This window comes from Nocardioides caricicola (assembly GCF_039541135.1).
Lineage (GTDB): Bacteria > Actinomycetota > Actinomycetes > Propionibacteriales > Nocardioidaceae > Nocardioides > Nocardioides caricicola.
In genome coordinates this window covers 277,932-300,275 of record NZ_BAABFQ010000007.1, presented here as the reverse complement: position 1 = coordinate 300,275, position 22,344 = coordinate 277,932, and the positions used below count along the sequence as shown (strand labels likewise).

The following is a 22,344-nucleotide window of genomic DNA, read 5'->3' as shown; positions in this document are numbered from 1 at the left end:
TGGGGGATGGAGGTTCCCGAGAAGTTCGCAGCCCTGGGCCTGACCTACGACGACGTCCTCCTGCTGCCGGGTCACTCCGACCTCGCGCCCACGGACATCGACATGCGCACCCGCCTGACCCGGGAGATCACGCTCAACGTGCCGCTGGTCAGCGCCGCGATGGACACCGTGACCGAGTCGCGGATGGCGATCGCGATGGCCCGCCAGGGCGGCCTGGGCGTGCTGCACCGCAACCTCTCGATCGAGGACCAGGCCTACCAGGTCGACCTCGTGAAGCGGACCCAGACCGGGATCATCTCCAACCCCGTCACCATCGGCCCCGACGCGACGCTGGAGCAGCTCGACCAGCTCGCCGGCGAGTACCGCGTCTCGGGCTTCCCCGTCGTGGACGCCGAGAACCGGCTGCTCGGCATGATCACCAACCGCGACCTGCGCTTCACCCCGGTCGCGGAGTGGGCGACCACCAAGGTCGACGAGGTGATGACGCCGATGCCGCTGATCACCGGCGCCGCCGACATCAGCCGCGAGGACGCCACCGCGCTGCTGCGCAAGCACAAGCGCGAGCGGCTGCCGCTGGTCGACGGCCAGGGCCACCTCGCCGGGCTCATCACCGTCAAGGACTTCGTCAAGGGTGAGCAGTTCCCCAACGCGTCGTACGACGACGCGGGCCGGCTGATGGTCGGGGCGGCGATCGGCTACTTCGGCGACGCCTGGCAGCGCGCGACCACCCTCATCGAGGCCGGCGTCGACGTGCTCGTCGCCGACACCGCCCACGGCAACGTCCGGATGCTGCTCGACATGGTCCAGCGGCTCAAGACCGACCCGGCCACCAAGCACGTCCAGGTCGTCGGGGGCAACGTCGCGACCCAGGAGGGCGCGCAGGCGTTCGTCGACGCGGGCGTGGACGCCGTCAAGGTCGGCGTCGGCCCGGGCTCGATCTGCACCACGCGCGTCGTCACCGGCGTCGGCGTACCCCAGGTCACCGCGGTCTACGAGGCGTCGCTGGCCTGCAAGCCGGCCGGCGTGCCGGTGATCGCGGACGGCGGCCTGAAGTACTCCGGCGAGATCGCCAAGGCGCTGGTCGCCGGCGCCGACACCGTGATGGTCGGCTCGCTGCTCGCCGGGTGCGAGGAGTCGCCGGGCGAGCTGGTGTTCGTCAACGGCAAGCAGTTCAAGTCCTACCGCGGCATGGGCTCGCTGGGCGCGATGTCGAGCCGCGGCAAGAAGTCCTACTCCAAGGACCGGTACTTCCAGGCCGAGGTCGCCAGCGACGACAAGATCGTCCCCGAGGGCATCGAGGGCCAGGTCGCCTACCGCGGCCCGCTCGCGGCGGTCGCGCACCAGCTGATCGGCGGTCTCACGCAGTCGATGTTCTACGTCGGCGCGCGGACCGTCCCGGAGCTGCAGGAGAAGGGCCGGTTCGTCCGGATCACCCAGGCGTCGCTGCAGGAGAGCCACCCGCACGGCGTACAGATGACCGTCGAGGCGCCGAACTACTCCGGCCGCTAGCCCGAGAAGGCGTAGCCCACCTGGTCGAGCGTGACCCTCGCCCGCTTGGTGAGCTGGACGACCAGCCTCGTCTGCGTGGCTACCGGCACCTCGAGCCACCGGGTGACCGTGCGCCGCTTCGGCACCTGGAGCGTCACCGTGCCTCGGCCCGCGGACAGCTTCAGCGTCGCGCCCTTCGGTGCGGCGGAGACCTCGACCTCGAGCAGCACGGACGTCGCGGGGTCCGGCAGGCCGAGGTCGACGCGCCTGGTGCCGGCGTACGTCGCCGACAGCACGCCCCTCGGCGCCGGGCGCAGGCAGTCGGACACGCGCGCCTCGATCGCGTGGAGGCCGACGGTCGTGGCGGTCGCGTCCATGAGCATCCCGCCGGCGACCGCGCACCGGTAGCCGCCGGTGATGCTCCCGGCCTCCAGCACGACCACCCGTCGTCCGGCGGGGTACGTCGTGTCGCCGATCGGCCGGAGCGTGCCCGACAGGGCGGCGTTGCCGGTGACGACCAGCCGTCCGGCCGCCTTGGGCTCGCTGCGCAGCAGCGCGAGCTCGGGCCGGTAGCTGCCGGCCATGTTGGTGGTGAGGTCGCCGTCGACCGTGAGCACGCCGGTCGGCCGGAGCTCGGCCGGGCCGGCGGGCAGGTCGCCGGTGATGGCGCCGTCCCCGGTGATCCGCGCACCGCTGACGAACGTCGTCTCGGCCAGGTCCCACTCCGACGAGCCCTCGTGCTCGATCGTGCCCTGACCGCCCAGGTCGATCCAGCGCAGCACCGCGGGGTCGCCGTCGCCGGCGCCGATCTTCATCGTCCCGCCCTTCTGGACGGTGACCCGGCCGCTGTCGGTGCAGCACCCGCCCGCGTCGATCGTGGCACCGGCGGGGACCTCGAGCGTGGCCTCCTTCGGCACGCTCAGCCGCCCACCGCCACCGATCACCCGGACCGTCGATCCGGGCGCGAGCGTCAGGTCGCCGGCGGGGAGGAGCGTCCCGGTCCGCTGCACGGTGGTCAGCGGCCCGGGCTCCGTCGTGGCCGACACGCCGTCGGCGATCGTCAGCCGGCCCAGGAGCGTCGTACCCGCCAGCGTGACGGAGCCCTTGCCCTCGATGCTGCCGACGCCGGACACCTCGCTGTACCGACCGAGTCGGAGGGCGGTGTCGTCGGCGAGCGTCAGCTTCTCGCCGTCCTCGATGAACTTCACCGACCCGTCGGGCAGCAGCGGGTGCTCGGGGTCGAACGCGTCGCCGTCGGTCTCCTCGATGTTCACCACGCCACCGCCCTTGATGGACGCGTCACCGACGGTGCCGTTGACGGCGTGGCCGCCGACCCGGATCGGGCCGCCGGTGATCTTGAGCGTGTTGCCTTTCGGGACGACGACGTCGCCGGCGAGGTCGACGCCGAGCTCCTCGAGGTGCGCGGTGTAGCCGGTCGCGCCGATCACGGAGAAGACCTCGAGCGTCCCGTCCACGATGATCGTGGAGGTCTCGCCGCTGCAGCACCGGCTGCCGAGCACCTGCGCCGCCGGATCCAGCAGCAGCTTGCCGGTGCTGGCGATCCGCATGTTCGCGTCGAACATGAACGTCAGCCACGGATCGTCGGTGACCGCCGGACCGGTCATCAGCGAGAGCGTGCTGTTGACCGTCAGCGTCTTGTGGTTCTCGGCGCCGCCGAACCTCATCGGCGTCTGGCCCATCATGATGTAGGACGGCATCGGGTCCAGCGGTGGCGCGGAGACGACCAGGCCGGTGTTGATGTCGCCGCCGTTCCACTGCAGGCTCCCGGTGATCACCTCGCCCGGGCCGGACATCGACACCAGCCCGTCGGTGGAGCCGGTGACGGTCAGCATCGCGAGCTGGACGTCGGGGACCTCGGTGATCGTCGGCCGGGGCCCGTAGGCCAGCTGGACCGAGTCGCCGTTCTTCGGGATGCCCTCGGGCTCCCAGTTCTTGGGGTTGCCCCACACGGTGCTCTGCGTGCCGCGCCAGGTGTAGGTCGTGGCCGCGTGCGCGGGTGGGACCGGGACGAGGAGGGCGGCGAGCAGGGTGCCGACGACGGTTCCGAGCAGCGTGACCGGGCGCATCCCCCGATCGTGGCGCAGCGGTCGCTGGTCCCGACAGATCACACCTGGGCTATTGACGCGGCGGCGTCTCGATAGAGTTGTGCGGTGACCGACATCGAGATCGGCCGCGCCAAGCGCGCCCGGCACGTCTACTCCTTCGACGACATCGCGATCGTGCCCTCGCGGCGCACCCGCGACCCGGAGGAGGTCAGCACCGCCTGGCAGATCGACGCCTACCGGTTCGAGCTCCCGGTGCTCGCCGCCCCGATGGACTCCGTGATGTCGCCGGCGAGCGCGATCGCGCTCGGCCGCCTCGGCGGTCTCGGCGTGCTGAACCTCGAGGGCATCTGGACCCGCTACGAGGACCCGACCGACCTGCTCGAGGAGGTCGCCGGTCTCCAGGGTGCCGACGCCACCCGCCGGCTCCAGGAGATCTACACCGAGCCGGTGAAGGCCGAGCTGATCACCGAGCGGCTGCGGGAGATCCGCGAGTCGGGCGTCACCGTCGCCGGGTCGCTGTCGCCGCAGCGCACCAAGGAGTTCGCGAAGGCCGTCGTCGACGGTGGCGTGGACATGTTCGTGATCCGTGGGACGACCGTCTCCGCCGAGCACGTCTCCTCGCAGGCGGAGCCGCTGAACCTCAAGGAGTTCATCTACGAGCTGGACGTGCCGGTGATCGTCGGCGGCTGCGCGACCCACCAGGCGGCGCTGCACCTGATGCGCACCGGAGCGGCCGGCGTCCTCGTCGGCTTCGGTGGCGGCGCAGCCCACACCACGCGGACCGTCCTCGGCATCGCCGTCCCGATGGCCTCCGCGGTCGCCGACGTGGCCGCGGCCCGCCGCGACTACCTCGACGAGTCCGGCGGCCGCTACGTGCACGTGATCGCGGACGGCTCGATCGGCAAGTCCGGCGACATCGCCAAGGCGATCGCCTGCGGCGCCGACGCCGTGATGGTCGGCTCGCCGTTCGCCCGGGCGACCGACGCCCCCGGCCGCGGGTTCCACTGGGGCTCCGAGGCCCACCACCACACGCTCCCGCGCGGCATGCGCGTGCAGTTCGAGACCGTCGGGACCATCGAGGAGATCCTCTTCGGCCCGGCCCGCGTCGCCGACGGCACCATGAACCTCATCGGTGCGCTGCGCCGCTCGATGGCGACGACCGGGTACACCGAGCTCAAGGACTTCCAGCGGGTCGAGGTCGTCGCCGAGTGACGGTCGCGTGAAGGTCGCGGCCGGCCAGGCGGCATCGGTCTCCGGGGACGTCGCGGCGAACGTGCGCACCGCGGCCCGGCTGACCGCGCTCGCCGCCGACGACGGGGTCCGCCTCCTCGTCCTGCCCGAGGCGTTCCTGACGGGGTACGACGCCGCCGCGTTCGAGGGCCCGCTGCCGGACGCCGACGACCTCGGCGCCTGGCTGGACCCGCTCCGCGATGCCGCCGTCGCCGGCGGTGTGACCGTCGTGGTCGGGGTCGCCCTGCTCCGCGGCGGAGAGCGCCGGCTCTCGCAGATCGTCGTGCGGCCCGACGGCACCGCGACCGCGCCGTACGACAAGCAGCACCTGGACGGCCTCGAGAAGGACGTCTTCACCGTCGGCGACCACGGCACCTCGATCGAGGTGGACGGCCTCGAGCTGGGCCTGTCGATCTGCTACGACGGCTGCTTCCCCGAGCACGCGGCGGCGGCTGCACGCGACGGCGCGGTCGGCTACCTGAGCTCGGCGGCGTACTTCCCCGGCGGCGCGGACCGGCGCGACCTCTACTACGCCGCGCGGGCGCTGGAGAACGGCATGTACGTCGTGTTCTCCGGGCTGACCGGACGCTGCGGCGCGTACGAGTTCATCGGCGGCTCGGCCGTCTACGACCCCGAGGGCCGGCCGCTCGCCAGGCTCGGCACCGAGGAGGGCCTCGCGGTCGCGGAGCTGGACGTCGCCCTGGTCGAGCAGACCCGCACGCGGCACACGATGTTCACCGACCACCGGCCCTCGCTGGGTGATCGGGTGCGGCTCTAGCCCGGTGCGGGCCCCGCCCGACCCGATGGCGTCGCACCTGGGACGCCAGGACCGCCAGCGCACGCTCACGAGCTGCGGAACTGACGACGGTACTGCGTCGGTGAGACGCCGACCTGTGCCTGGAAGTGGTGGCGCAACAGCGCCGCGCTGCCCAGACCGACGCGGCGCGCGACCTCCTCGACCGAGAGCGTGCTCTGCTCGAGCAGCTCCTGGGCCAGCGTCACTCGCCTGAGGGTCAGCCAGGCGATCGGGGTCACCCCCGTCTCGTCGTGGAAACGACGCAGCAGGGTGCGTGGAGAGACTTGGGCGCGCCGGGCGATCGAGGCCACGGTGTGCTGCTCGGCGAGGCGGTCGTCCAGCCACTCGAGCAGGTGGGCGAGGCCGGTACTGGTCGCTGGCAGCAGCGGACGCTCGAGGAACTGACGCTGTCCGCCCGCGCGACGGGGAGCGACGACCATCCTGCGGGCGATCCGCCCGGCGACGGTGTGACCGAGCTCGGCACGGACCACGTGCAGGCAGGCGTCGATCCCGGCCGCGGTCCCTGCGCTGGTGACGACCTTCCCGGACTGGGTGTAGAGGGCGTCGGCGTCGACGTCGACGTCGGGGAAGCGCTCACGCAGCGCGTCGGCGTAGCGCCAGTGCGTCGCGCAGGCCCTGCCGTCGACGAGGCCGGCCGCAGCGACGGTGAACGCCGCGGTGCACACGGCGATGACGTAGGCGCCACGTTCAGCCGCGGCGCGAACCGTCGAGAGGACCGCGGGCGACGGTGGCGTGTGCATCGGCCCCGAGGGCAGCGCGACCAGGTCGGCGTCGGCGCACGACGTGAGATCGAACCTGGACGTGACGCCGACGCCGCCGCTGACCGCGAACGTCTCCAGGGGATCCTCGGCGCAGACCTGGTAGTCGAACGCCGGCACGCCGTCGTCGGTGCGATCCACACCGAAGACCTCGTGGACGACACCGAGCTCGAACGGCGCGAGCGGCGCCTGGAGGATGACACGGACACGGTGGAGAGCCACGACCCGAGTATGGCGCAATATTTGCGAACGTCGTCGTAAGCGCCACTGGCGAGGGAGGTCTCGGGCGCAGATCGTGGAGCCATGACAGACCAGGCCACCGCCCTCATCGCCGCCGGCACCGGCAGCGGCGTCCCCACCCCGCCAGACGTGTCGTCCACCTGGCTGACCGCCGGTGACGGCATCGACGGGCTCGAGGTCCGCGCCGTCGAGACGCCGCACCCCGGCCCGGGGCAGATCCTGATGCGGGTCGAGGCCGTCTCGCTGAACTATCGCGACCTCCTGGTCATCAACGGGGAGCAGGGGTGGCGCCCCCTCCAGCCGGTGACGCCCATCTCGGACGCGGCCGGCACGATCGTGGCCATCGGTCAGGGGGTCACCCGGTTCGCGGTGGGGGACCGGGTCTCGCCGATGTTTCTTCCGCACTGGCGTGCAGGCGCCCTGACGCAGGAGACGTACCACTCGCCTGTCGGGGGACCGATCGCTGCGGGTGTCCTGGCCGACTTCCTCGTGCTGGACGAGGACCACGTCGAGGCCGTGCCCTCCAGCCTGAACGTGGCCGAGGCGGCATCGCTGCCGGTCGCGGCGCTGACGGCATGGCACGCCGTCGCGGTCAGGTGCGGGGTGGGCCAGGGAGATCGGGTCCTCGTGCACGGTACGGGTGGGGTCGCGATGTTCGCCCTGCGGTTCGCGACTGCCCTGGGCGGGCGGGTCGCGATCACCACGGGTAGCACCGGCAAGGCCGCCCGGCTGGCGGAGCTCGGCGCCGACCAGGTCATCGACTACCGCAGGACCGACGTGGCCGAGGAGGTCCTGCGGTGGACCGGTGGACGAGGTGTCGACCATGTGGTCGAGACCGTCGGAGGCGTCAACCTCAACCAGTCCCTCCGCGCGGTACGGATCGGAGGCTCGATCGCGTTCATCGGACTGCTCGCCGGACTCAGCGCACCCGTGAACACCTACGAGCTCGTCACCAAGAACGTCGAGCTCCACGGCATCGAGACAGGCTCCGCCGAGATGTACCGGGACATGGTCCGGTTCATCGACGCCCACTCGATCAAACCGGTCATCGACTCGATCGCGCCCCTGGCCGACGTCCGCGACGCGCTCCGCAGGCTCGCGAACGGCGACCACTTCGGCAAGATCGTCCTGACGGCCGACAGCGTCATCGGCGGCACCCCCGTCGGCCTGGAGCGGTGACCCGGCTCATGGGCCTCGACGTCGTGATGTGGCCGGACCGGTCGTGGCCACGGTTGCGGGCGGAATGGCAGCTCGCCGAGCAGTGGGGTGTGGATCGCGGCTGGCTCTGGGACCACCTCGTGCTCGGAGGCCGACCCGTGTGGCACGACGCCTGGGCAGTGCTGGCCGCGGCCGCGGCCAGCACGACCAGGATCGGGCTGGGCACGATGGTGACCTCACCCAACTTCCGCCACCCCGTCACCGCGTCCAAGCAGGCACTCGCCCTGCATGCCGTCAGCGACGGTCGGTTCGTCCTCGGGGTCGGCGCGGGCGGACCGGGTCGTGACTCGGACGCCTTGGGCGACGGTCCCTGGTCGGCGGCAGAGCGCGCCGAGCGGTTCCGGGAGTGGGTCGAGCTCGCGGACGAGCTCCTCAGCACGCCGTCGGTCACGCGGACCGGCCGCTGGTTCAGCGCCCACGACGTCGCCGTCGGCGGACGCCGACCGCGTGCGGTGCAGCTCGCCCTGGCTGCCACCGGCCCGCGCGGTGCCACCCTCGTCGCAGCGCACGCCGACTTCTGGATCACCCAGGACCTGGCGGGGACCTCCGGCACCGCCGAGGACGCCGTACGACGCCAGGTGATGCGGCTGGAGGAGGAGCGCGAGCGGAGCCGCGCACCACTGCGGAGCCTGACGAAGATCGTCGTACTCGGACAGGGCAGTGAGCGCCCGCTCGACTCGGTCGAGTCATGGCGAGACTGCTGGGGCCGCTACCAGGCCCTCGGCATCGACACCATCGCGCTGCTCTGGCCACGCGGACCGTCCGCGCAGTCCCAGTTGGACGTGGTGGAACAGGCTGCCGCCGATGTCACGCGCGACCCGACCCGGGCCGCCGAACCCGATGGCCGCGACACTCGGGAGGCCCGGATCAGTCCTCCACCAGCCCGCGGTTGCCACCGAGCAGGTTGACCGCCTCGCGCACCGACGCCAGCCGCTCGCCGGAGGCGGGCCGGATCCGGATCGGGTTGCCGGGGGAGTAGTGGTTCCACTGGGTCGGGACGTACGCCGCGCGGGTGACCTCGAAGCCGCCGTCGGCGCGTTCGGTGAACGTGAAGTCGACCGTGATGCCCTCGTAGGTGGCGACGCGCGTGGACTCGTTCTGCGCGACCTGGTTGCCCATGCCGTAGACGACCCACTTCCCGTTCACCTTGGTGATCGGCTGGACGACGTGCGCGTGCTCGCCGAGCACCAGGTCGACGTCGGGCGAGGCGGTCAGCTGCTCGGCCAGGGCGACCTGCTCGGCGTTCGGCTCGTGGACGTACTCGTCGCCCCAGTGCACGTGCACGACCACGATGTCGGCGCCGGCCCGACGGGCGGCGCGGGCCTGGGCGAGCAGGTTGTCGGCGTCCCCTATCGAGACCGCGAACTCCTGGTCCTCCGGCATCACGAAGCCGTTGAGGCCGTACGTGCCGGCCACCAGCCCGACCTCGACCCCGGCCTCGGTGGTGAGGATGACCGGCTGCTTCCGCTCGCCCGGCGTACGGAACGTGCCGACGTGCGCGACGCCGTGGCGATCCAAAAGGTCGGCGGTGGTCACCACACCCTCGAAGCCCTGGTCCCAGCTGTGGTTGGACGCGGTGGTGCACGCGTCCCAGCCCATGCTGGCGATCCACGGCGCGATCGAGCGTGGGGCGGCGAAGACCGGGTACGACTCGGGCCGCTCGCCGACGCCGGCGAACGGGACCTCGTGGTGGCAGATCGCGAGGGTCGGCGTCCTCGATGGTCGGCTCGAGCGCCGCGAACATCGGGTCCCAGTCGTAGCGCTCACCTGCGCCGGTGCGCTGGTGGTCCTCGGCGGCGCTGTACCAGACGGTGTTGTGCCACAGCAGGTCGCCGCCCATGACCAGCGAGACCGTGCGCGGCTCCCGCTGCTCGGGCTGCTCCGGCGCGTCCGGGCCGGCGGCGACCGCGGTCGGCGGTTGCTCGGCGACCGCCTCCCTGATGACAGGCTCGGCCCCGGTGCAACCGGTCGCGGCCACGACGAACAGTGCCGCCAGCGCGACCAGCTTCTTCACGAATCCATTCAAGCGGGTGCGACCGGCGGCCGTGCGGACAACGGTGAACACGGGTTTGCGAGACTGGACACATGAGCCCCTCCAGCGCGCTGAGTCCGCAAGCGAGGGACGAGGCCCTCGCCACGATGCAGGGGCTCTCGGGCCAGCCGGAGCTCGACGTGCTCGTGGTCGGCGGGGGAGTGGTCGGGGTCGGCACCGCCCTCGACGCCGTCACCCGCGGTCTCAACACCGGCCTGCTCGAGCAGCGCGACCTCGCCAGCGGCACGAGCAGCCGCAGCAGCAAGCTCATCCACGGTGGCCTGCGCTACCTGGAGATGCTCGACTTCGGGCTGGTGCGCGAGGCGCTCCAGGAGCGCGGGCTGCTGCTCACCCGGATCGCGCCGCACCTCGTGCGGCCGGTGCCGTTCCTCTACCCGTTGACCCACCGCGGCTGGGAGCGCCCGTACGTCGGCGCGGGGCTGGCGCTCTACGACGGCATGGCCATGCTCGGGAAGACCGAGATGGGACTGCCCCGGCACCGGCACCTGTTCCGCCGCCAGGTCGCGCGGATCGCGCCGGACTTCAAGACCGAGGCGATCAGCGGGGCCATCAAGTACTACGACTGCCAGGTCGACGACGCCCGGCTGGTCATGACGATCGCCCGGACCGCCGCCGCGCACGGCGCGCACGTGGCGACGCGGGTCCGGGTCACCGGCTTCCTGCGCGAGGGCGAGCGGGTGGTCGGCGTCCGCGCGATCGACCTCGAGACCCAGCGTGAGCTCGAGGTCCGCGCGCGGGTCGTCATCAACGCCGCAGGCGTCTGGACCGACGAGATCCAGGAGATGGTGGGCGGCCGCGGCTCGCTGCACGTCCAGGCCAGCAAGGGCATCCACCTCGTGGTGCCGCGCGACCGGATCCGGTCCGAGGCCGGCTTCATCGTGCGCACCGAGAAGTCCGTGCTGTTCGTGATCCCGTGGGGCCGGCACTGGATCATCGGGACGACCGACACCCCGTGGAGCCTCGACAAGGCGCACCCTGCGGCGTCGAGGGCGGACATCGACTACGTGCTCGGGCACCTGAACGCCATCCTCCGCGAGCCGCTGGACCACGAGGACGTCGAGGGCGTGTACGCCGGGCTGCGCCCGCTGCTGTCCGGCGAGTCCGAGCCCACGTCGCGGATCTCGCGCGAGCACACCGTCGTGACGCCGGTCCCCGGTCTGGTGATGATCGCCGGCGGCAAGCTCACGACGTACCGGGTGATGGGCAAGGACGCGGTCGACGCCGCCGCCCACTCGCTGAAGACCACCGTGAACCTCACCACCCGCGACTCGATCACCGACCGGGTGCCGCTGGTCGGCGCGGCGGACTGGGAGACCCGCACCAACCAGCGGGTGCTGCTCGCTCGCCGCTCCGGGCTCCACGTCGCGCGCATCGACCACCTGCTCGGACGGTACGGCGGCCTGGTCGACGAGGTGCTCGCGCTGGTCACCGAACGGCGCTCGCTCGCGCTGCCCCTCGAGGGAGCGGAGGACTACCTGGCGGCGGAGGTCGTCTACGCCGTCACCCATGAGGGTGCCCGGCACCTCGACGACCTGCTGACGCGGCGCACCCGGATCTCCATCGAGACGTTCGACCGCGGTGTCGCGGCGGCGCCCGGCGCCGCCGCGCTGATGGCCGCCGAGCTCGGCTGGGACGAAGCCCGCACCGCCGACGAGGTCGACCACTACCTGCGACGGGTCGAGGCCGAGCGGCGCAGCCAGCGCCAGGCGACCGACCAGGAGGCCGACGAGGCGCGGGTCAGCGTCTCCGACATCGTCTAGGACCCGGGGCGGCGCTTTTTGACAGCCGTCAGGATGACCGTTGACAACTAGAACACGTTCCACCCATGCTGAGAGCCACGTCACAGCAGATCCTTTGGGAGGGGAACGTGACCCAGGCACCACCGCCGGCCGACCTCAAGATGCAGCGTTCGAGCCGGGACGCTTCGACGCTTCCCGATCGACTGGCCGGATGGCTGGCGACGGTGCTGCCCGACGGCGCCGACCCCGTTGTCACCATGCACAGCGGGGTCGACGCCAACGGAATGTCGTCCGAGACGCTCATCCTCGACGTCGACTGGACCGAGGGCGGCGCGCGCCGGCGCGGTGAGTACGTCGCCCGCGTCGCCCCAGCGGCCGAGGACCTGCCGGTGTTCGCGCACTACGAGCTCCAGGACCAGTACGACGCGATGAAGATCGTGGCCGAGCGGACCGGCGTACCGGTGCCGACCGTGCGCTGGATGGAGCCGACCGGCGAGGTGCTCGGCACGCCGTTCTTCCTCATGGACCGCGTCGACGGGATCGTCCCGCAGGACGTGCTGCCCTACAACTTCGGCGACAACTGGCTGTTCGACGCCAGCCGCGAGGACCAGCGCCGGCTCCAGGACAACAGCGTGAAGGTGCTCGCCGACCTGCACGCGATCCCGGACGCCGCCTCGACGTTCGACTTCCTCGACCCGGCCCGCCACGGCCACGCCGGCGACACCCTGCTCGAGCGCAACCTCGCGCGCACCAAGGAGTGGTACCAGTACGCCGTCGACGGCATCGGCCGGTCGCCGCTCGTCGAGCGGGCGCTGGCCTGGCTCGAGGCGAACCTGCCGACCACCGAGGAGACCGTGCTGTGCTGGGGCGACTCCCGCATCGGCAACATGATGTACCGCGACTTCGAGCCGGTCGCCGTCCTCGACTGGGAGATGGCCGCGATCGGGCCGCGCGAGCTCGACGTCTCGTGGATGGCCTTCGCGCACAGCGTCTTCGAGTCGATCACCGGCGTCATGGGGATGCCGGGCATGCCGCACTTCATGCACGAGGACGACATGAAGGCGGAGTACGAGCGCATCACCGGCGTCACGCTCGGCGACCTGCAGTGGTACCACGTCTACAACGGCGTCCAGTGGTGCATCGTGTTCATGCGCACCGGCGCCCGGCAGATCCACTTCGGCGAGATCGAGAAGCCGGACGACATCGAGAGCCTCTTCCACTGCAAGCCCCTGATCGAGGGACTCCTCCAGAAGGTGGGCGCATGAGTGACATCACGGGGCTCGACGAGTTCCCCCTGCACCAGGCGCCGCTGCCACTGGCGTACGCCAACAGCAGCGACCGCAACTTCTACGACCGCTGGTACTTCAACGCCCACGACCGCACCGGTGACATCTTCGTGATCACCGGCGCCGGCTACTACCCGAACCTCGGCACGAAGGACGCGTTCGTCCTGGTGGCGCGCAACGGGAAGCAGACCGCGGTGCACCTGTCGGACGCGATGGACCAGGACCGGCTCAACCCGCACATCGGGAACTACCGGATCGAGGTGCTGGACCCGCTGCACAGGATCCGGCTGGTGCTGGAGGAGACCGACGGCATCGCGATGGACCTGACGTGGGACGGCACCTGCGACGTCATCCAGGAGCTGCCGCACGTGCTGCGCTCCGGCAGCCGGGTCACGCTCGACGCCCAGCGGTTCGCCCAGCTCGGGACCTGGACCGGCACGATCACCGTCGACGGTGAGGAGATCGCCGTCGACCCGTCGACCTGGCTCGGCAGCCGCGACCGCTCGTGGGGCATCCGTCCCGTGGGCGAGGCGGAGCCGCCGGGCGCGCCGGCCAACCCGCCGTTCGAGGGCATGTGGTGGCTCTACGTGCCGATGCAGTTCGAGGACTACGCGGTCTGCCTGATCATCCAGGAGGACCCGAACGGCCACCGGACGCTCAACGACTGCACGCGGGTCTGGAAGGACGGCCGGGTCGAGCAGCTCGGTTGGCCGCTGGTCGACATCCACTACACGTCGGGCACCCGCACGCCGACCGGCGCGACCATCCGGTGCACGACGCCCGAGGGCAAGCCGTTGGTGCTCGAGGTCGAGTCCCGGCTCGCCGTACCGCTGCACGTCGGCGGCGGGTACGGCGGCGACCCGGACTGGATCCACGGCACGTGGAAGGGCGAGAACTTCGCCGAGCGGGTCACCTACGACATGGACGACGACGCCGTGAAGGGCCGCTTCATGTTCGGCTGCGTCGACCACGTCGGGCGCGCGACCGCCGACGGCGCCGAGGGCTGGGGCCTGTTCGAGCACTTCAGCATCGGGCGCCACGACCCCTCCGGCTTCACCGACTTCTTCAGCCTCGCTCCCTAGCTCCAGGAGACACACACATGTCGCTCGACCGGTCCACGCTCTTCATCGACGGCGAGTGGGCGGCGCCCGCCTCGTCGGACACGATCCAGGTCGTGTCGCCGCACTCCGAGCAGGTGATCGCGACCGTGCCCGACGGCACGACCGCGGACATCGACGCCGCGGTCGCCGCGGCGCGGCGCGCGTTCGACTCCGGCCCGTGGCCGCGGATGTCGCCCGAGGAGCGGATCGAGGTCGTCCAGAACTTCTCGAACCTCTACGCCGGCAAGCTCGCTGAGATGGCCGAGCTGATCACGCTCGAGATGGGCTCGCCGACGTCGTTCGCGAACCTCGCGCAGTCGCCCGCGCCGTGGATGCAGATCGAGGCGTTCCTCGGCATCGCGCGCGAGTTCCCGTGGGAGGAGCGGCGTACCGGCGTGCTCGGCACCGACGTCGTCGTACGCCGTGAGCCGGTCGGCGTGGTCGCGGCGATCCCGCCGTGGAACGTCCCGCAGTTCACGATCATGTCGAAGGTGATCCCGGCGCTGCTCTCCGGCTCCACGGTCGTGGTGAAGCCCGCGCCCGAGACCCCGCTCGACACCTACCTGATGGCCGAGCACCTGCTCGAGGCCGGCCTGCCCGCCGGCGTCGTCAACATCGTGGCCGGCGGTCGCGAGGTCGGCGCGCACCTGGTCGCGCACCCGGACGTCGACAAGGTCGCGTTCACCGGCTCGACCGCGGCCGGCCGCAAGATCGCCGCCGTGTGCGGCGAGCAGCTCAAGCGGGTCTCGCTCGAGCTCGGCGGCAAGTCCGCGGCGATCGTGCTCGACGACGCCGACCTCGGCACGGCGATGGAGGGCCTGAAGTTCACGGCCCTGATGAACTCCGGCCAGGCCTGTGTCGCGCAGACCCGCATCCTCGCCTCGCGTGCCAACTACGACAACGTCGTGAGCGCGCTCGCCGAGACCGTGTCGAAGATGCAGGTCGGCGACCCGATGGACCCGGCGACCGAGATCGGCCCGATGGTCGCGCAGCGCCAGCAGGAGCGCGTCGAGAAGTACATCGCGCTCGGCCAGGAGGAGGGCGCTCGCGTCGTCGTCGGCGGCAACGGCATGCCCGACGGCCTCTCCTCGGGCTGGTACGTCCGTCCGACCGTCTTCGCCGACGTCGACAACCGGATGCGGATCGCCCAGGAGGAGATCTTCGGGCCGGTGCTGTCGGTGATCCCGTTCGACGACGTCGACGACGCGGTCCGGATCGCCAACGACTCGGAATACGGCCTGGCCGGGACCGTGTGGACCGGCGACGTGGAGGCCGGCCTCGACGTCGCCCGCCAGGTCCGCACCGGCACGTACGGCGTGAACACGTACACGATGGACTTCTCCGCGCCGTTCGGCGGCTACAAGAACTCCGGCGTGGGGCGTGAGTTCGGTCCCGAGGGGCTGGCGCATTACACCGAGCTCAAGTCGATCTACACCCCGTGAGCGAGCAGTCCTCCGACCAGCTGAACGAGCTCGCCTACTACGCCGTCACCCACCACCCGGCCGACGCGCGGAAGGTCTTCCCGGAGGCCACCGACGCGGCGGCGATGGGGCTGGGCTCCGCGCACATCAGCGAGCGGTTCACCGTCAAGGAGGCGGGCGTGCTCGCCGGCGCGATCGCGGGACGGGCGCCGTCCCTCGGCATCGCGCACACCGCGATCAACCACCACATGCGGCACCCGATCATCACCGCGACGATGGGGTCGACGCTGCACGCGATCACCGGCGGCAACTACGCCATGGCGTTCGGTCGCGGGTCGTCGGAGCACTGGAAGGCGATCGGCCAGCCGCTGGTCACCGAGGCGGTGCTGCGTGACTTCATCGGCATCCTGCGCCGGCTCTGGACCGACGGCTTCGTGCTCGACCACGACGGCCCCGCCGGGACGTGGCCCGTGCTGCACAACCGCAGCGGGCTGGGGGAGGGCCCGCCGCTCGGACTGGTCGCGGTCGGTCCGCGGACGATGGCGCTGGCCGGTGAGCTCTGCGACTTCGTCGTCATGCACACGTTCTTCTCCGAGCAGGCGACACAGAGCTCCATCGAAGCCGTCCGCCGCGGCGCGGAGAAGGCCGGGCGGGACCCGGACAGCGTCCGCATCTGGTCGTGCCTGGCCGCCGTACCGGACGGGATGTCGGAGGACGACCAGCTCCGGCGCGGCGTCGGCCGGCTGGTCACCTACTTCCAGGCGTACGGCGACACGCTCGTCTCCGTCAACGGCTGGGACCCCGGCGCCTGGGAGAAGCTCAAGACGTCGGAGGTCTTCACGACTGCCGCTGCGGCCGGCGCCATCGATGCCTCGGCCGACACCGAGACGCTGCTGCGCATCGCCGAGCTGGTCCCCGAGGAGTGGCTCACGGCCTCGGCCAGCGGCCGCCCCGAGGACGCCGCCGCGACCATCCAGCGCGAGCTCGAGCTCGGCTGCCACTCGGTGATCCTGCACGGCGCCGAGCCGCACGAGATCGCGCCGATGGTCAGCGCCTACCGGGACATCCGCAAGCCGCTCGCGCGTGAGGTCAGCGTCAACCCGGGACTCTTCGCCTAGCCCAGCGCCTTGGTCATGAACAGCTCGTCGCGGCCATCCCGGATGAGCTCGCGTGCGCCCGTGAGCTCGTAGCCGAGCCGGGCATACGCCTGCCGCCCACGCGGGTTGTCCTCCATCACGCCGAGCCCGATCGTCGTCGCTCCCGCTGCCTCCACCAGCGACTCGCAGGCCCGGATCAGGGCCTCGACGACACCGGTGCCGCGCGCGGCTGGGGTGATCCACATGCCGTTCACGCTCCAGCCGTCGTCGAACTCGTAGACACCGGCCATGCCGACGTCGACGCCGTCCCGAGACGCCAGGAACGTGGCGGGTCGGGCGGCCCGGCCGCGCCACTCCGCCTCGTCGAACGCCTCCTCCTTCGCCAAGTTCGAGCCGAACATCTCAGGTGACTCCGCCAGCGCCGCGAGGCGTACGTCGCGCAGGCGCTGCCAGTCGTCGGGCTGGGCGCGCACCACGACGGTGGCCGGGTCCGATCCGTTCTCCACACGCTCCTCCATCTCGTTGACAACGCAAGCCGATGTGTAAAACCGCACACCGGGCTCCCGAAGAGCTACTGAAAGGTAGTTCTCGGAGACACCGGTCACATACTCTCGGTCGCATGAGCGCCTCTAACCCGAATCCCGCCGGCGGTCCGGTGGTCGAAGGCCCGCACGACCCCGAGCACGACCCGCGCGCGGCGTACGCGCTCGAGCCCGAGTACGTCGCGGCTCTCACGGATCGCCTGCTCGCCACCTCGGGCCGGACCGCGCAGGTGTTCTCGCCGCTGGACGGCGCCCCGCTCGCGCACGTCCCGCAGTCGACGCAGGCCGACGTGGCCGAGGCGTTCCAGCGGGCGCGCAAGGCGCAGGCGGCCTGGTCGCGCACGCCGATCGAGGAGCGGGCGGCGATGCTGCTGCGGCTGCACGACCTGGTGCTCGACCGGCAGGAGGAGATCACCGACCTGGTGGTGCTCGAGAACGGCAAGGCGCGCAAGCACGCGTTCGACGAGCCGCTGCACGTCGCGCTCACCGCGCGCTACTACGGACGCACCGCGGTCAAGCACCTCGGCACCACGCGCAGCCCGGGCGTCTTCCCGGTGCTCACGCGCGCGGAGATCAACCGGGTGCCCAAGGGCGTCGTCGGGATCATCTCGCCGTGGAACTACCCGTTCAACCTGGCCCTGATCGACGGCCTGGCCGCGATCGTCGCGGGCAACGCCGTGGTCATCAAGCCGGACGCGCAGACCATGCTGTCGGCGCTCCTCGGGGCCGAGCTGCTCGAGCAGGCCGGCATCCCGCGGGACCTGTGGCAGGTCGTCGCCGGCCCCGGTCCCGAGATCGGTGGCGCGATCATCGAGCGCGCCGACTACGTCTGCTTCACCGGCTCGACCGCCACCGGCCGGGTCGTCGCGAAGGCCTGCGCGGACCGGCTGATCGGCAGCTCGCTCGAGCTCGGCGGCAAGAACCCGCTCCTCGTGCTCCGCGACGCCGACCTCGAGAAGGCGGCCGAGGGGGCCGTCCGCGCCAGCTTCTCCAGCTCGGGCCAGCTGTGCGTCTCGATCGAGCGGATGTTCGTGGCCGACCAGGTCTACGACCGCTTCGTCGAGCGCTTCGTGGCCCGCACCCAGGCGATGACGCTCGGCGCGACGTTGGACTGGGGCAACGACATGGGCACGCTGACCTCACAGGCCCAGCTCGACGCCGTCACCGCGCACGTCGACGACGCGGTCGCGAAGGGCGCGCGGGTGCTCACCGGCGGCAAGGCCCGCCCGGACCTCGGCCCCTTCTACTACGAGCCCACGATCCTCGAGGGCGTCACGCCGGAGATGACCTGCTTCGGCAAGGAGACGTTCGGACCCGTCGTGTCGCTCTACCGGTTCCACGACGAGGCCGACGCGATCTCGCGGGCGAACGAGGGCCAGTACGGCCTCAACGCCTCGATCTACAGCCAGGACGGCAACCGCGCCCGCGCGATCGCGCGCTTCATCAAGTGCGGCACGGTCAACATCAACGAGGCGTTCGGTGCCACCTTCGCCAGCCTCGACACCCCGATGGGTGGCATGCGCGAGTCCGGCACCGGCCGCAGGCAGGGCGCCGAGGGCGTGCTCCGGTTCACCGAGACCCAGTCGGTCGCCACCCAGCGGGTGCTGGCGCTCGGCCCGCAGCTCGGGATGTCGGACGAGGCCTACGCCAAGGTGATGAGCTTCAACCTGCGGCTGCTCAAGAAGCTGGGACGGGCCTGACATGGCGCACGACTTCGACTTCGACGTCCTCGTCGTCGGCTCCGGCTTCGGCGGCTCCGTCACCGCGCTGCGGCTGACCGAGAAGGGATACCGCGTCGGCGTGCTCGAGGCCGGCGCCCGCTTCGAGGACGACGACCTGCCGGAGACGTCGTTCGACGTCACGAAGTACCTCTTCCGGCCCGAGGTCGGCTGCTACGGGATCCAGCGGATCGACGCGCTGCGCGACTGCCTGATCGTGTCCGGCGCGGGTGTCGGTGGCGGGTCGCTCGTCTACGCGAACACGCTGTACGAGCCGCTGCCGGCGTTCTACGCCGACCCGCAGTGGAGCCACATCACCGACTGGCAGTCCGAGCTGGCGCCGTACTACGACCAGGCGAAGCGGATGCTCGGCGTGGTCGACAACCCGCTGCGCACGCCGTCCGACGACGTGATGGAGAAGGTCGCCACCGAGATGGGTGTCGGCGAGACGTTCCACACCACCCCGGTCGGCGTGTTCTTCGGCGGGCCGGGCGCGGGCATGGGCCAGACCGTCGACGACCCGTTCTTCGGCGGCGCGGGCCCGGAGCGCAAGACCTGCATCGGGTGCGGCTCGTGCATGACCGGGTGCCGTCACAACGCCAAGAACACCCTGGTGAAGAACTACCTGCACCTCGCCGAGTCCGCCGGCGCGAAGGTCCTCCCGCTGACCACCGTCACCCAGGTCTCGCCGCGGTCCGGCGGCGGGTACGACGTGCACGTGCGGTTCACCAAGGCCAAGACCTCGCGCCGCTCGGCGCGGCGGGTGCTCACCGCCGAGCAGGTGGTGCTGTCCGCGTCGGCGCTCGGCACCCAGCGGCTGCTGCACCGGATGCGCGACGAGGGGCACCTGCCGCGGGTGTCGCACCGCCTCGGCCACCTCGCCCGCACCAACTCCGAGTCGATCGGCGGCGTCATCGCGCCGGACACGTCCGTGGACTACAGCCAGGGCATCGCGATCACGTCGAGCTTCCATCCCGACGAGAACACCCACATCGAGAACGTCCGCTACGGCCCGGGCAGCAACCTGATGTCGCTGCTCCAGTCGGTGCTGACCGACGGTGACGGCGACGAGCCGCGCTGGCGGACCTGGCTGCGCGAGATGTGGCGCCAGCGCCGCGAGGTGCGCGACCTGTACGACATGAAGCACTGGTCCGAGCGCACCGTGATCGCCCTGGTCATGCAGAGTCTCGACAACTCGATCACGACGTACACGAAGCGGATCCCCGGCACCCGCAAGCGCTACCTCACCTCGAAGCAGGGCCATGGCGAGCCGAACCCGACGTGGATCCCGGCCGGCAACGAGGCGATCCGCACGATGGCGCGGATCATGAACGGGTTCCCCGGCAGTGCCGTGGGCGATGCGTTCAACCGACCGCTCACCGCGCACTTCCTCGGTGGCTGCGCGATCGGCGACTCCGCCGAGACCGGCGTGATCGACCCGTACCAGCGCGTCTACGGACACCCCGGTCTGCACGTGGCCGACGGGTCGGCGGTGACCGCCAACCTCGGCGTGAACCCGTCGCTCACGATCACGGCCCAGGCAGAGCGGGCGATGTCGTTCTGGCCGAACAAGGGCGAGGTCGACCCGCGCCCCGACCTCGGGTCGCCGTACACCCGGATCGAGGCGGTCAAGCCGCTCGCTCCGGTCGTGCCGGCCGACGCGCCGGGAGCCCTGCGACTGCCGATCGTCGGGGTCAGCTGAATTCTCCGGAACTCGTGTCCGGAACCCCGTAACGCCGGTCTGGACCCCTCGTTGAGCCAGCGGACCCGGTCAAACGCTCCCTCCCACCGCCGGGTCCCGTGTCCAGGCTCTGTCCAGCAGATGCGTGGACGGTCAGGGCCCGGCCACCCTCCCTCCCCGGCCGGGTCCTGACAGGGGGTTTTCGCCGCCGGGCGCGTAGCGCGCCCGGCACCGGCGAAAAGCCCGCGCCCGAGCTCGCGAGGGCGCGACGGCACCTCGCCGAGCCGCTCGATAGGCTGACCCCCATGACGCAGGCTGCGGAGCACGATCTGGTCCTGGTGGTCGACTTCGGGGCCCAGTACGCCCAGCTGATCGCCCGCCGCGTCCGCGAGGCGCGGGTCTACTCCGAGATCGTGCCGCACACGATGCCGGTGGCGGAGATGCTGGCCCGCAACCCCAAGGCGATCATCCTGTCCGGCGGTCCGTCGTCGGTGTACGCCGACGGCGCCCCGAGCATCGACACCACGATCTTCACGTCCGGCACCCCGGTGTTCGGCATGTGCTACGGGTTCCAGCTGATGGCCCAGGGCCTCGGCGGCGAGGTCGCGCACACCGGCGCTCGCGAGTACGGCCGCACCGCCGTCACGGTCGGCGCGCCCGGCACCCTGCTCGCCGACATCCCGGCCGCGCACACCGTGTGGATGTCGCACGGCGACTCCGTCGCGGCGGCGCCCCCGGGATTCGACGTGCTCGCGTCGACGGCGGTCACCCCGGTCGCGGCGTTCGAGAACGTCGACCGCGGCCTCGCCGGGGTCCAGTGGCACCCCGAGGTGCTGCACACCGAGCACGGGCAGAAGGTCCTCGAGCACTTCCTGGTCCACATCGCGCACTGCCGCCAGACCTGGACGATGGTCAACATCGTCGAGGAGCAGATCGAGTCGATCCGCGACCAGATCGGTGACCGCGGCCGCGCGATCTGCGGCCTCTCCGGCGGTGTCGACTCCGCCGTCGCCGCCGCGATCGTGCAGCGCGCCATCGGGGACCGGCTGACCTGCGTGTACGTCGACCACGGGCTCATGCGCAAGGACGAGACCGAGCAGGTCGAGCGCGACTTCGTCGCCGCCACCGGCGTGGACCTGAAGGTCGTCGACGCCGAGAAGCGCTTCCTCGACGCGCTCGCCGGGGTGACCGACCCCGAGGAGAAGCGCAAGATCATCGGCCGCGAGTTCATCCGGGTGTTCGAGGCCGCCGAGGCCGAGATCCTCGGCGACGCGCTGGCCGACGACGGGGGGAGCAAGGTCGCGTTCCTCGTGCAGGGCACGCTCTACCCGGACGTCGTCGAGTCCGGCGGGGGAGCCGGCACCTCCAACATCAAGTCCCACCACAACGTCGGCGGCCTGCCCGAGGACCTCGAGTTCGAGCTGGTCGAGCCGCTGCGCACCCTGTTCAAGGACGAGGTCCGCCTGGTCGGCGAGCAGCTCGGTCTCCCGGCCGAGATCGTCTGGCGGCACCCGTTCCCCGGCCCCGGACTCGGCATCCGCATCATCGGCGAGGTCACCCGTGAGCGCCTCGACATCCTCCGCGAGGCCGACGCGATCGCCCGCGAGGAGCTGACCAAGGCCGGTCTCGACCGCGACATCTGGCAGTTCCCGGTCGTGCTGCTCGCCGACGTCCGCTCCGTCGGCGTCCAGGGCGACGGGCGCACCTACGGCCACCCGATCGTGCTCCGCCCGGTCACCTCCGAGGACGCGATGACCGCCGACTGGGCGCGGCTGCCGTACGACGTCCTCGAGCGGATCTCGACCCGCATCACCAACGAGGTGCGCGAGATCAACCGGGTCACCGTCGACATCACCTCGAAGCCGCCGGGCACCATCGAGTGGGAGTGAC

The 22,344-nt window shown here is 71.3% G+C and carries 17 protein-coding genes; 13 read left to right on the top strand and 4 right to left on the bottom strand.

Annotated elements, in window-relative coordinates; genetic code table 11:
* Window positions 1-6: 6 nt before the first annotated feature.
* On the top strand, window positions 7-1,509 hold the full coding sequence (guaB, locus tag ABD875_RS15455) for an IMP dehydrogenase (RefSeq protein WP_345179188.1): 1,503 nt from the start codon (window positions 7-9) through the stop codon (window positions 1,507-1,509).
* Here the strand turns inward: guaB and ABD875_RS15450 are convergent.
* Window positions 1,506-3,575 carry a hypothetical protein gene (locus ABD875_RS15450; protein ID WP_345179183.1) on the bottom strand — a complete coding sequence of 690 codons (2,070 nt, stop codon included), beginning with the start codon at window positions 3,573-3,575 and terminating at the stop codon, window positions 1,506-1,508. The genes guaB and ABD875_RS15450 overlap by 4 nt on opposite strands.
* A gap of 84 nt (window positions 3,576-3,659) precedes the next feature.
* On the opposite strand from ABD875_RS15450, the gene ABD875_RS15445 reads away from it, so the two are divergent.
* Window positions 3,660-4,766, top strand: a complete 1,107-nt coding sequence (locus ABD875_RS15445; RefSeq protein ID WP_345179178.1) for a GuaB3 family IMP dehydrogenase-related protein — start codon at window positions 3,660-3,662, stop codon at window positions 4,764-4,766.
* A 7-nt stretch (window positions 4,767-4,773) separates the two neighbouring features.
* Window positions 4,774-5,562, top strand: a complete 789-nt coding sequence (locus ABD875_RS15440) for a carbon-nitrogen hydrolase family protein (RefSeq protein ID WP_345179175.1) — start codon at window positions 4,774-4,776, stop codon at window positions 5,560-5,562.
* A gap of 65 nt (window positions 5,563-5,627) precedes the next feature.
* Here ABD875_RS15440 and ABD875_RS15435 read toward each other — a convergent pair whose 3' ends face one another.
* A complete protein-coding gene (locus ABD875_RS15435) occupies window positions 5,628-6,581 on the bottom strand; it encodes a GlxA family transcriptional regulator (protein WP_345179171.1) in 954 nt (317 codons plus the stop codon).
* An 81-nt stretch (window positions 6,582-6,662) separates the two neighbouring features.
* Between ABD875_RS15435 and ABD875_RS15430 the strand changes: the two genes are divergently transcribed.
* Both ABD875_RS15430 and ABD875_RS15425 read left to right on the top strand, forming a co-directional pair.
* Complete coding sequence (locus ABD875_RS15430; RefSeq protein ID WP_345179168.1) at window positions 6,663-7,778, top strand: zinc-dependent alcohol dehydrogenase family protein; 1,116 nt, start codon at window positions 6,663-6,665, stop codon at window positions 7,776-7,778.
* Window positions 7,775-8,725, top strand: coding sequence for an LLM class flavin-dependent oxidoreductase (locus ABD875_RS15425; RefSeq protein WP_345179166.1), 951 nt, complete (start codon window positions 7,775-7,777; stop codon window positions 8,723-8,725). The genes ABD875_RS15430 and ABD875_RS15425 overlap by 4 nt, the downstream gene beginning before the upstream one ends.
* Here the strand turns inward: ABD875_RS15425 and ABD875_RS15420 are convergent.
* On the bottom strand, window positions 8,685-9,584 hold the full coding sequence (locus tag ABD875_RS15420; protein ID WP_345179164.1) for a CapA family protein: 900 nt from the start codon (window positions 9,582-9,584) through the stop codon (window positions 8,685-8,687). The two genes, ABD875_RS15425 and ABD875_RS15420, sit on opposite strands and share 41 nt — an antisense overlap.
* Before the next feature lie 318 nt (window positions 9,585-9,902).
* On the opposite strand from ABD875_RS15420, the gene ABD875_RS15415 reads away from it, so the two are divergent.
* The 5 genes from ABD875_RS15415 (at window position 9,903) to ABD875_RS15395 (ending at window position 16,534) form a co-directional block, all read left to right on the top strand.
* Window positions 9,903-11,630 carry a glycerol-3-phosphate dehydrogenase/oxidase gene (locus ABD875_RS15415; protein ID WP_345179162.1) on the top strand — a complete coding sequence of 576 codons (1,728 nt, stop codon included), beginning with the start codon at window positions 9,903-9,905 and terminating at the stop codon, window positions 11,628-11,630.
* A 107-nt stretch (window positions 11,631-11,737) separates the two neighbouring features.
* Window positions 11,738-12,874 (top strand): phosphotransferase family protein, encoded by a 1,137-nt coding sequence (locus tag ABD875_RS15410; protein WP_345179158.1) that lies wholly within the window; start codon window positions 11,738-11,740, stop codon window positions 12,872-12,874.
* Window positions 12,871-13,977, top strand: coding sequence for an Rv3169 family protein (locus tag ABD875_RS15405; protein WP_345179155.1), 1,107 nt, complete (start codon window positions 12,871-12,873; stop codon window positions 13,975-13,977). The genes ABD875_RS15410 and ABD875_RS15405 overlap by 4 nt, the downstream gene beginning before the upstream one ends.
* A gap of 17 nt (window positions 13,978-13,994) precedes the next feature.
* Window positions 13,995-15,437 (top strand): aldehyde dehydrogenase, encoded by a 1,443-nt coding sequence (locus ABD875_RS15400; protein WP_345179151.1) that lies wholly within the window; start codon window positions 13,995-13,997, stop codon window positions 15,435-15,437.
* Window positions 15,434-16,534 (top strand): TIGR03857 family LLM class F420-dependent oxidoreductase, encoded by a 1,101-nt coding sequence (locus ABD875_RS15395; protein WP_345179146.1) that lies wholly within the window; start codon window positions 15,434-15,436, stop codon window positions 16,532-16,534. Before ABD875_RS15400 ends, ABD875_RS15395 begins: the two co-directional genes overlap by 4 nt.
* Here the strand turns inward: ABD875_RS15395 and ABD875_RS15390 are convergent.
* The gene (locus ABD875_RS15390; RefSeq protein ID WP_345179140.1) at window positions 16,531-17,019 is read right to left on the bottom strand and encodes a GNAT family N-acetyltransferase; all 489 of its coding nucleotides are present in this window, start codon (window positions 17,017-17,019) and stop codon (window positions 16,531-16,533) included. The two genes, ABD875_RS15395 and ABD875_RS15390, sit on opposite strands and share 4 nt — an antisense overlap.
* 113 nt (window positions 17,020-17,132) lie before the next feature.
* Between ABD875_RS15390 and ABD875_RS15385 the strand changes: the two genes are divergently transcribed.
* The 3 genes from ABD875_RS15385 (at window position 17,133) to guaA (ending at window position 22,343) form a co-directional block, all read left to right on the top strand.
* Window positions 17,133-18,755, top strand: a complete 1,623-nt coding sequence (locus ABD875_RS15385) for a succinic semialdehyde dehydrogenase (RefSeq protein ID WP_345179136.1) — start codon at window positions 17,133-17,135, stop codon at window positions 18,753-18,755.
* 1 nt (window position 18,756) lies between these two features.
* Complete coding sequence (locus ABD875_RS15380) at window positions 18,757-20,475, top strand: GMC oxidoreductase (protein WP_345179129.1); 1,719 nt, start codon at window positions 18,757-18,759, stop codon at window positions 20,473-20,475.
* Between the two features lie 284 nt (window positions 20,476-20,759).
* Window positions 20,760-22,343, top strand: coding sequence for a glutamine-hydrolyzing GMP synthase (guaA, locus tag ABD875_RS15375; protein ID WP_345179124.1), 1,584 nt, complete (start codon window positions 20,760-20,762; stop codon window positions 22,341-22,343).
* The last annotated feature ends 1 nt before the right edge of the window (window position 22,344 follow it).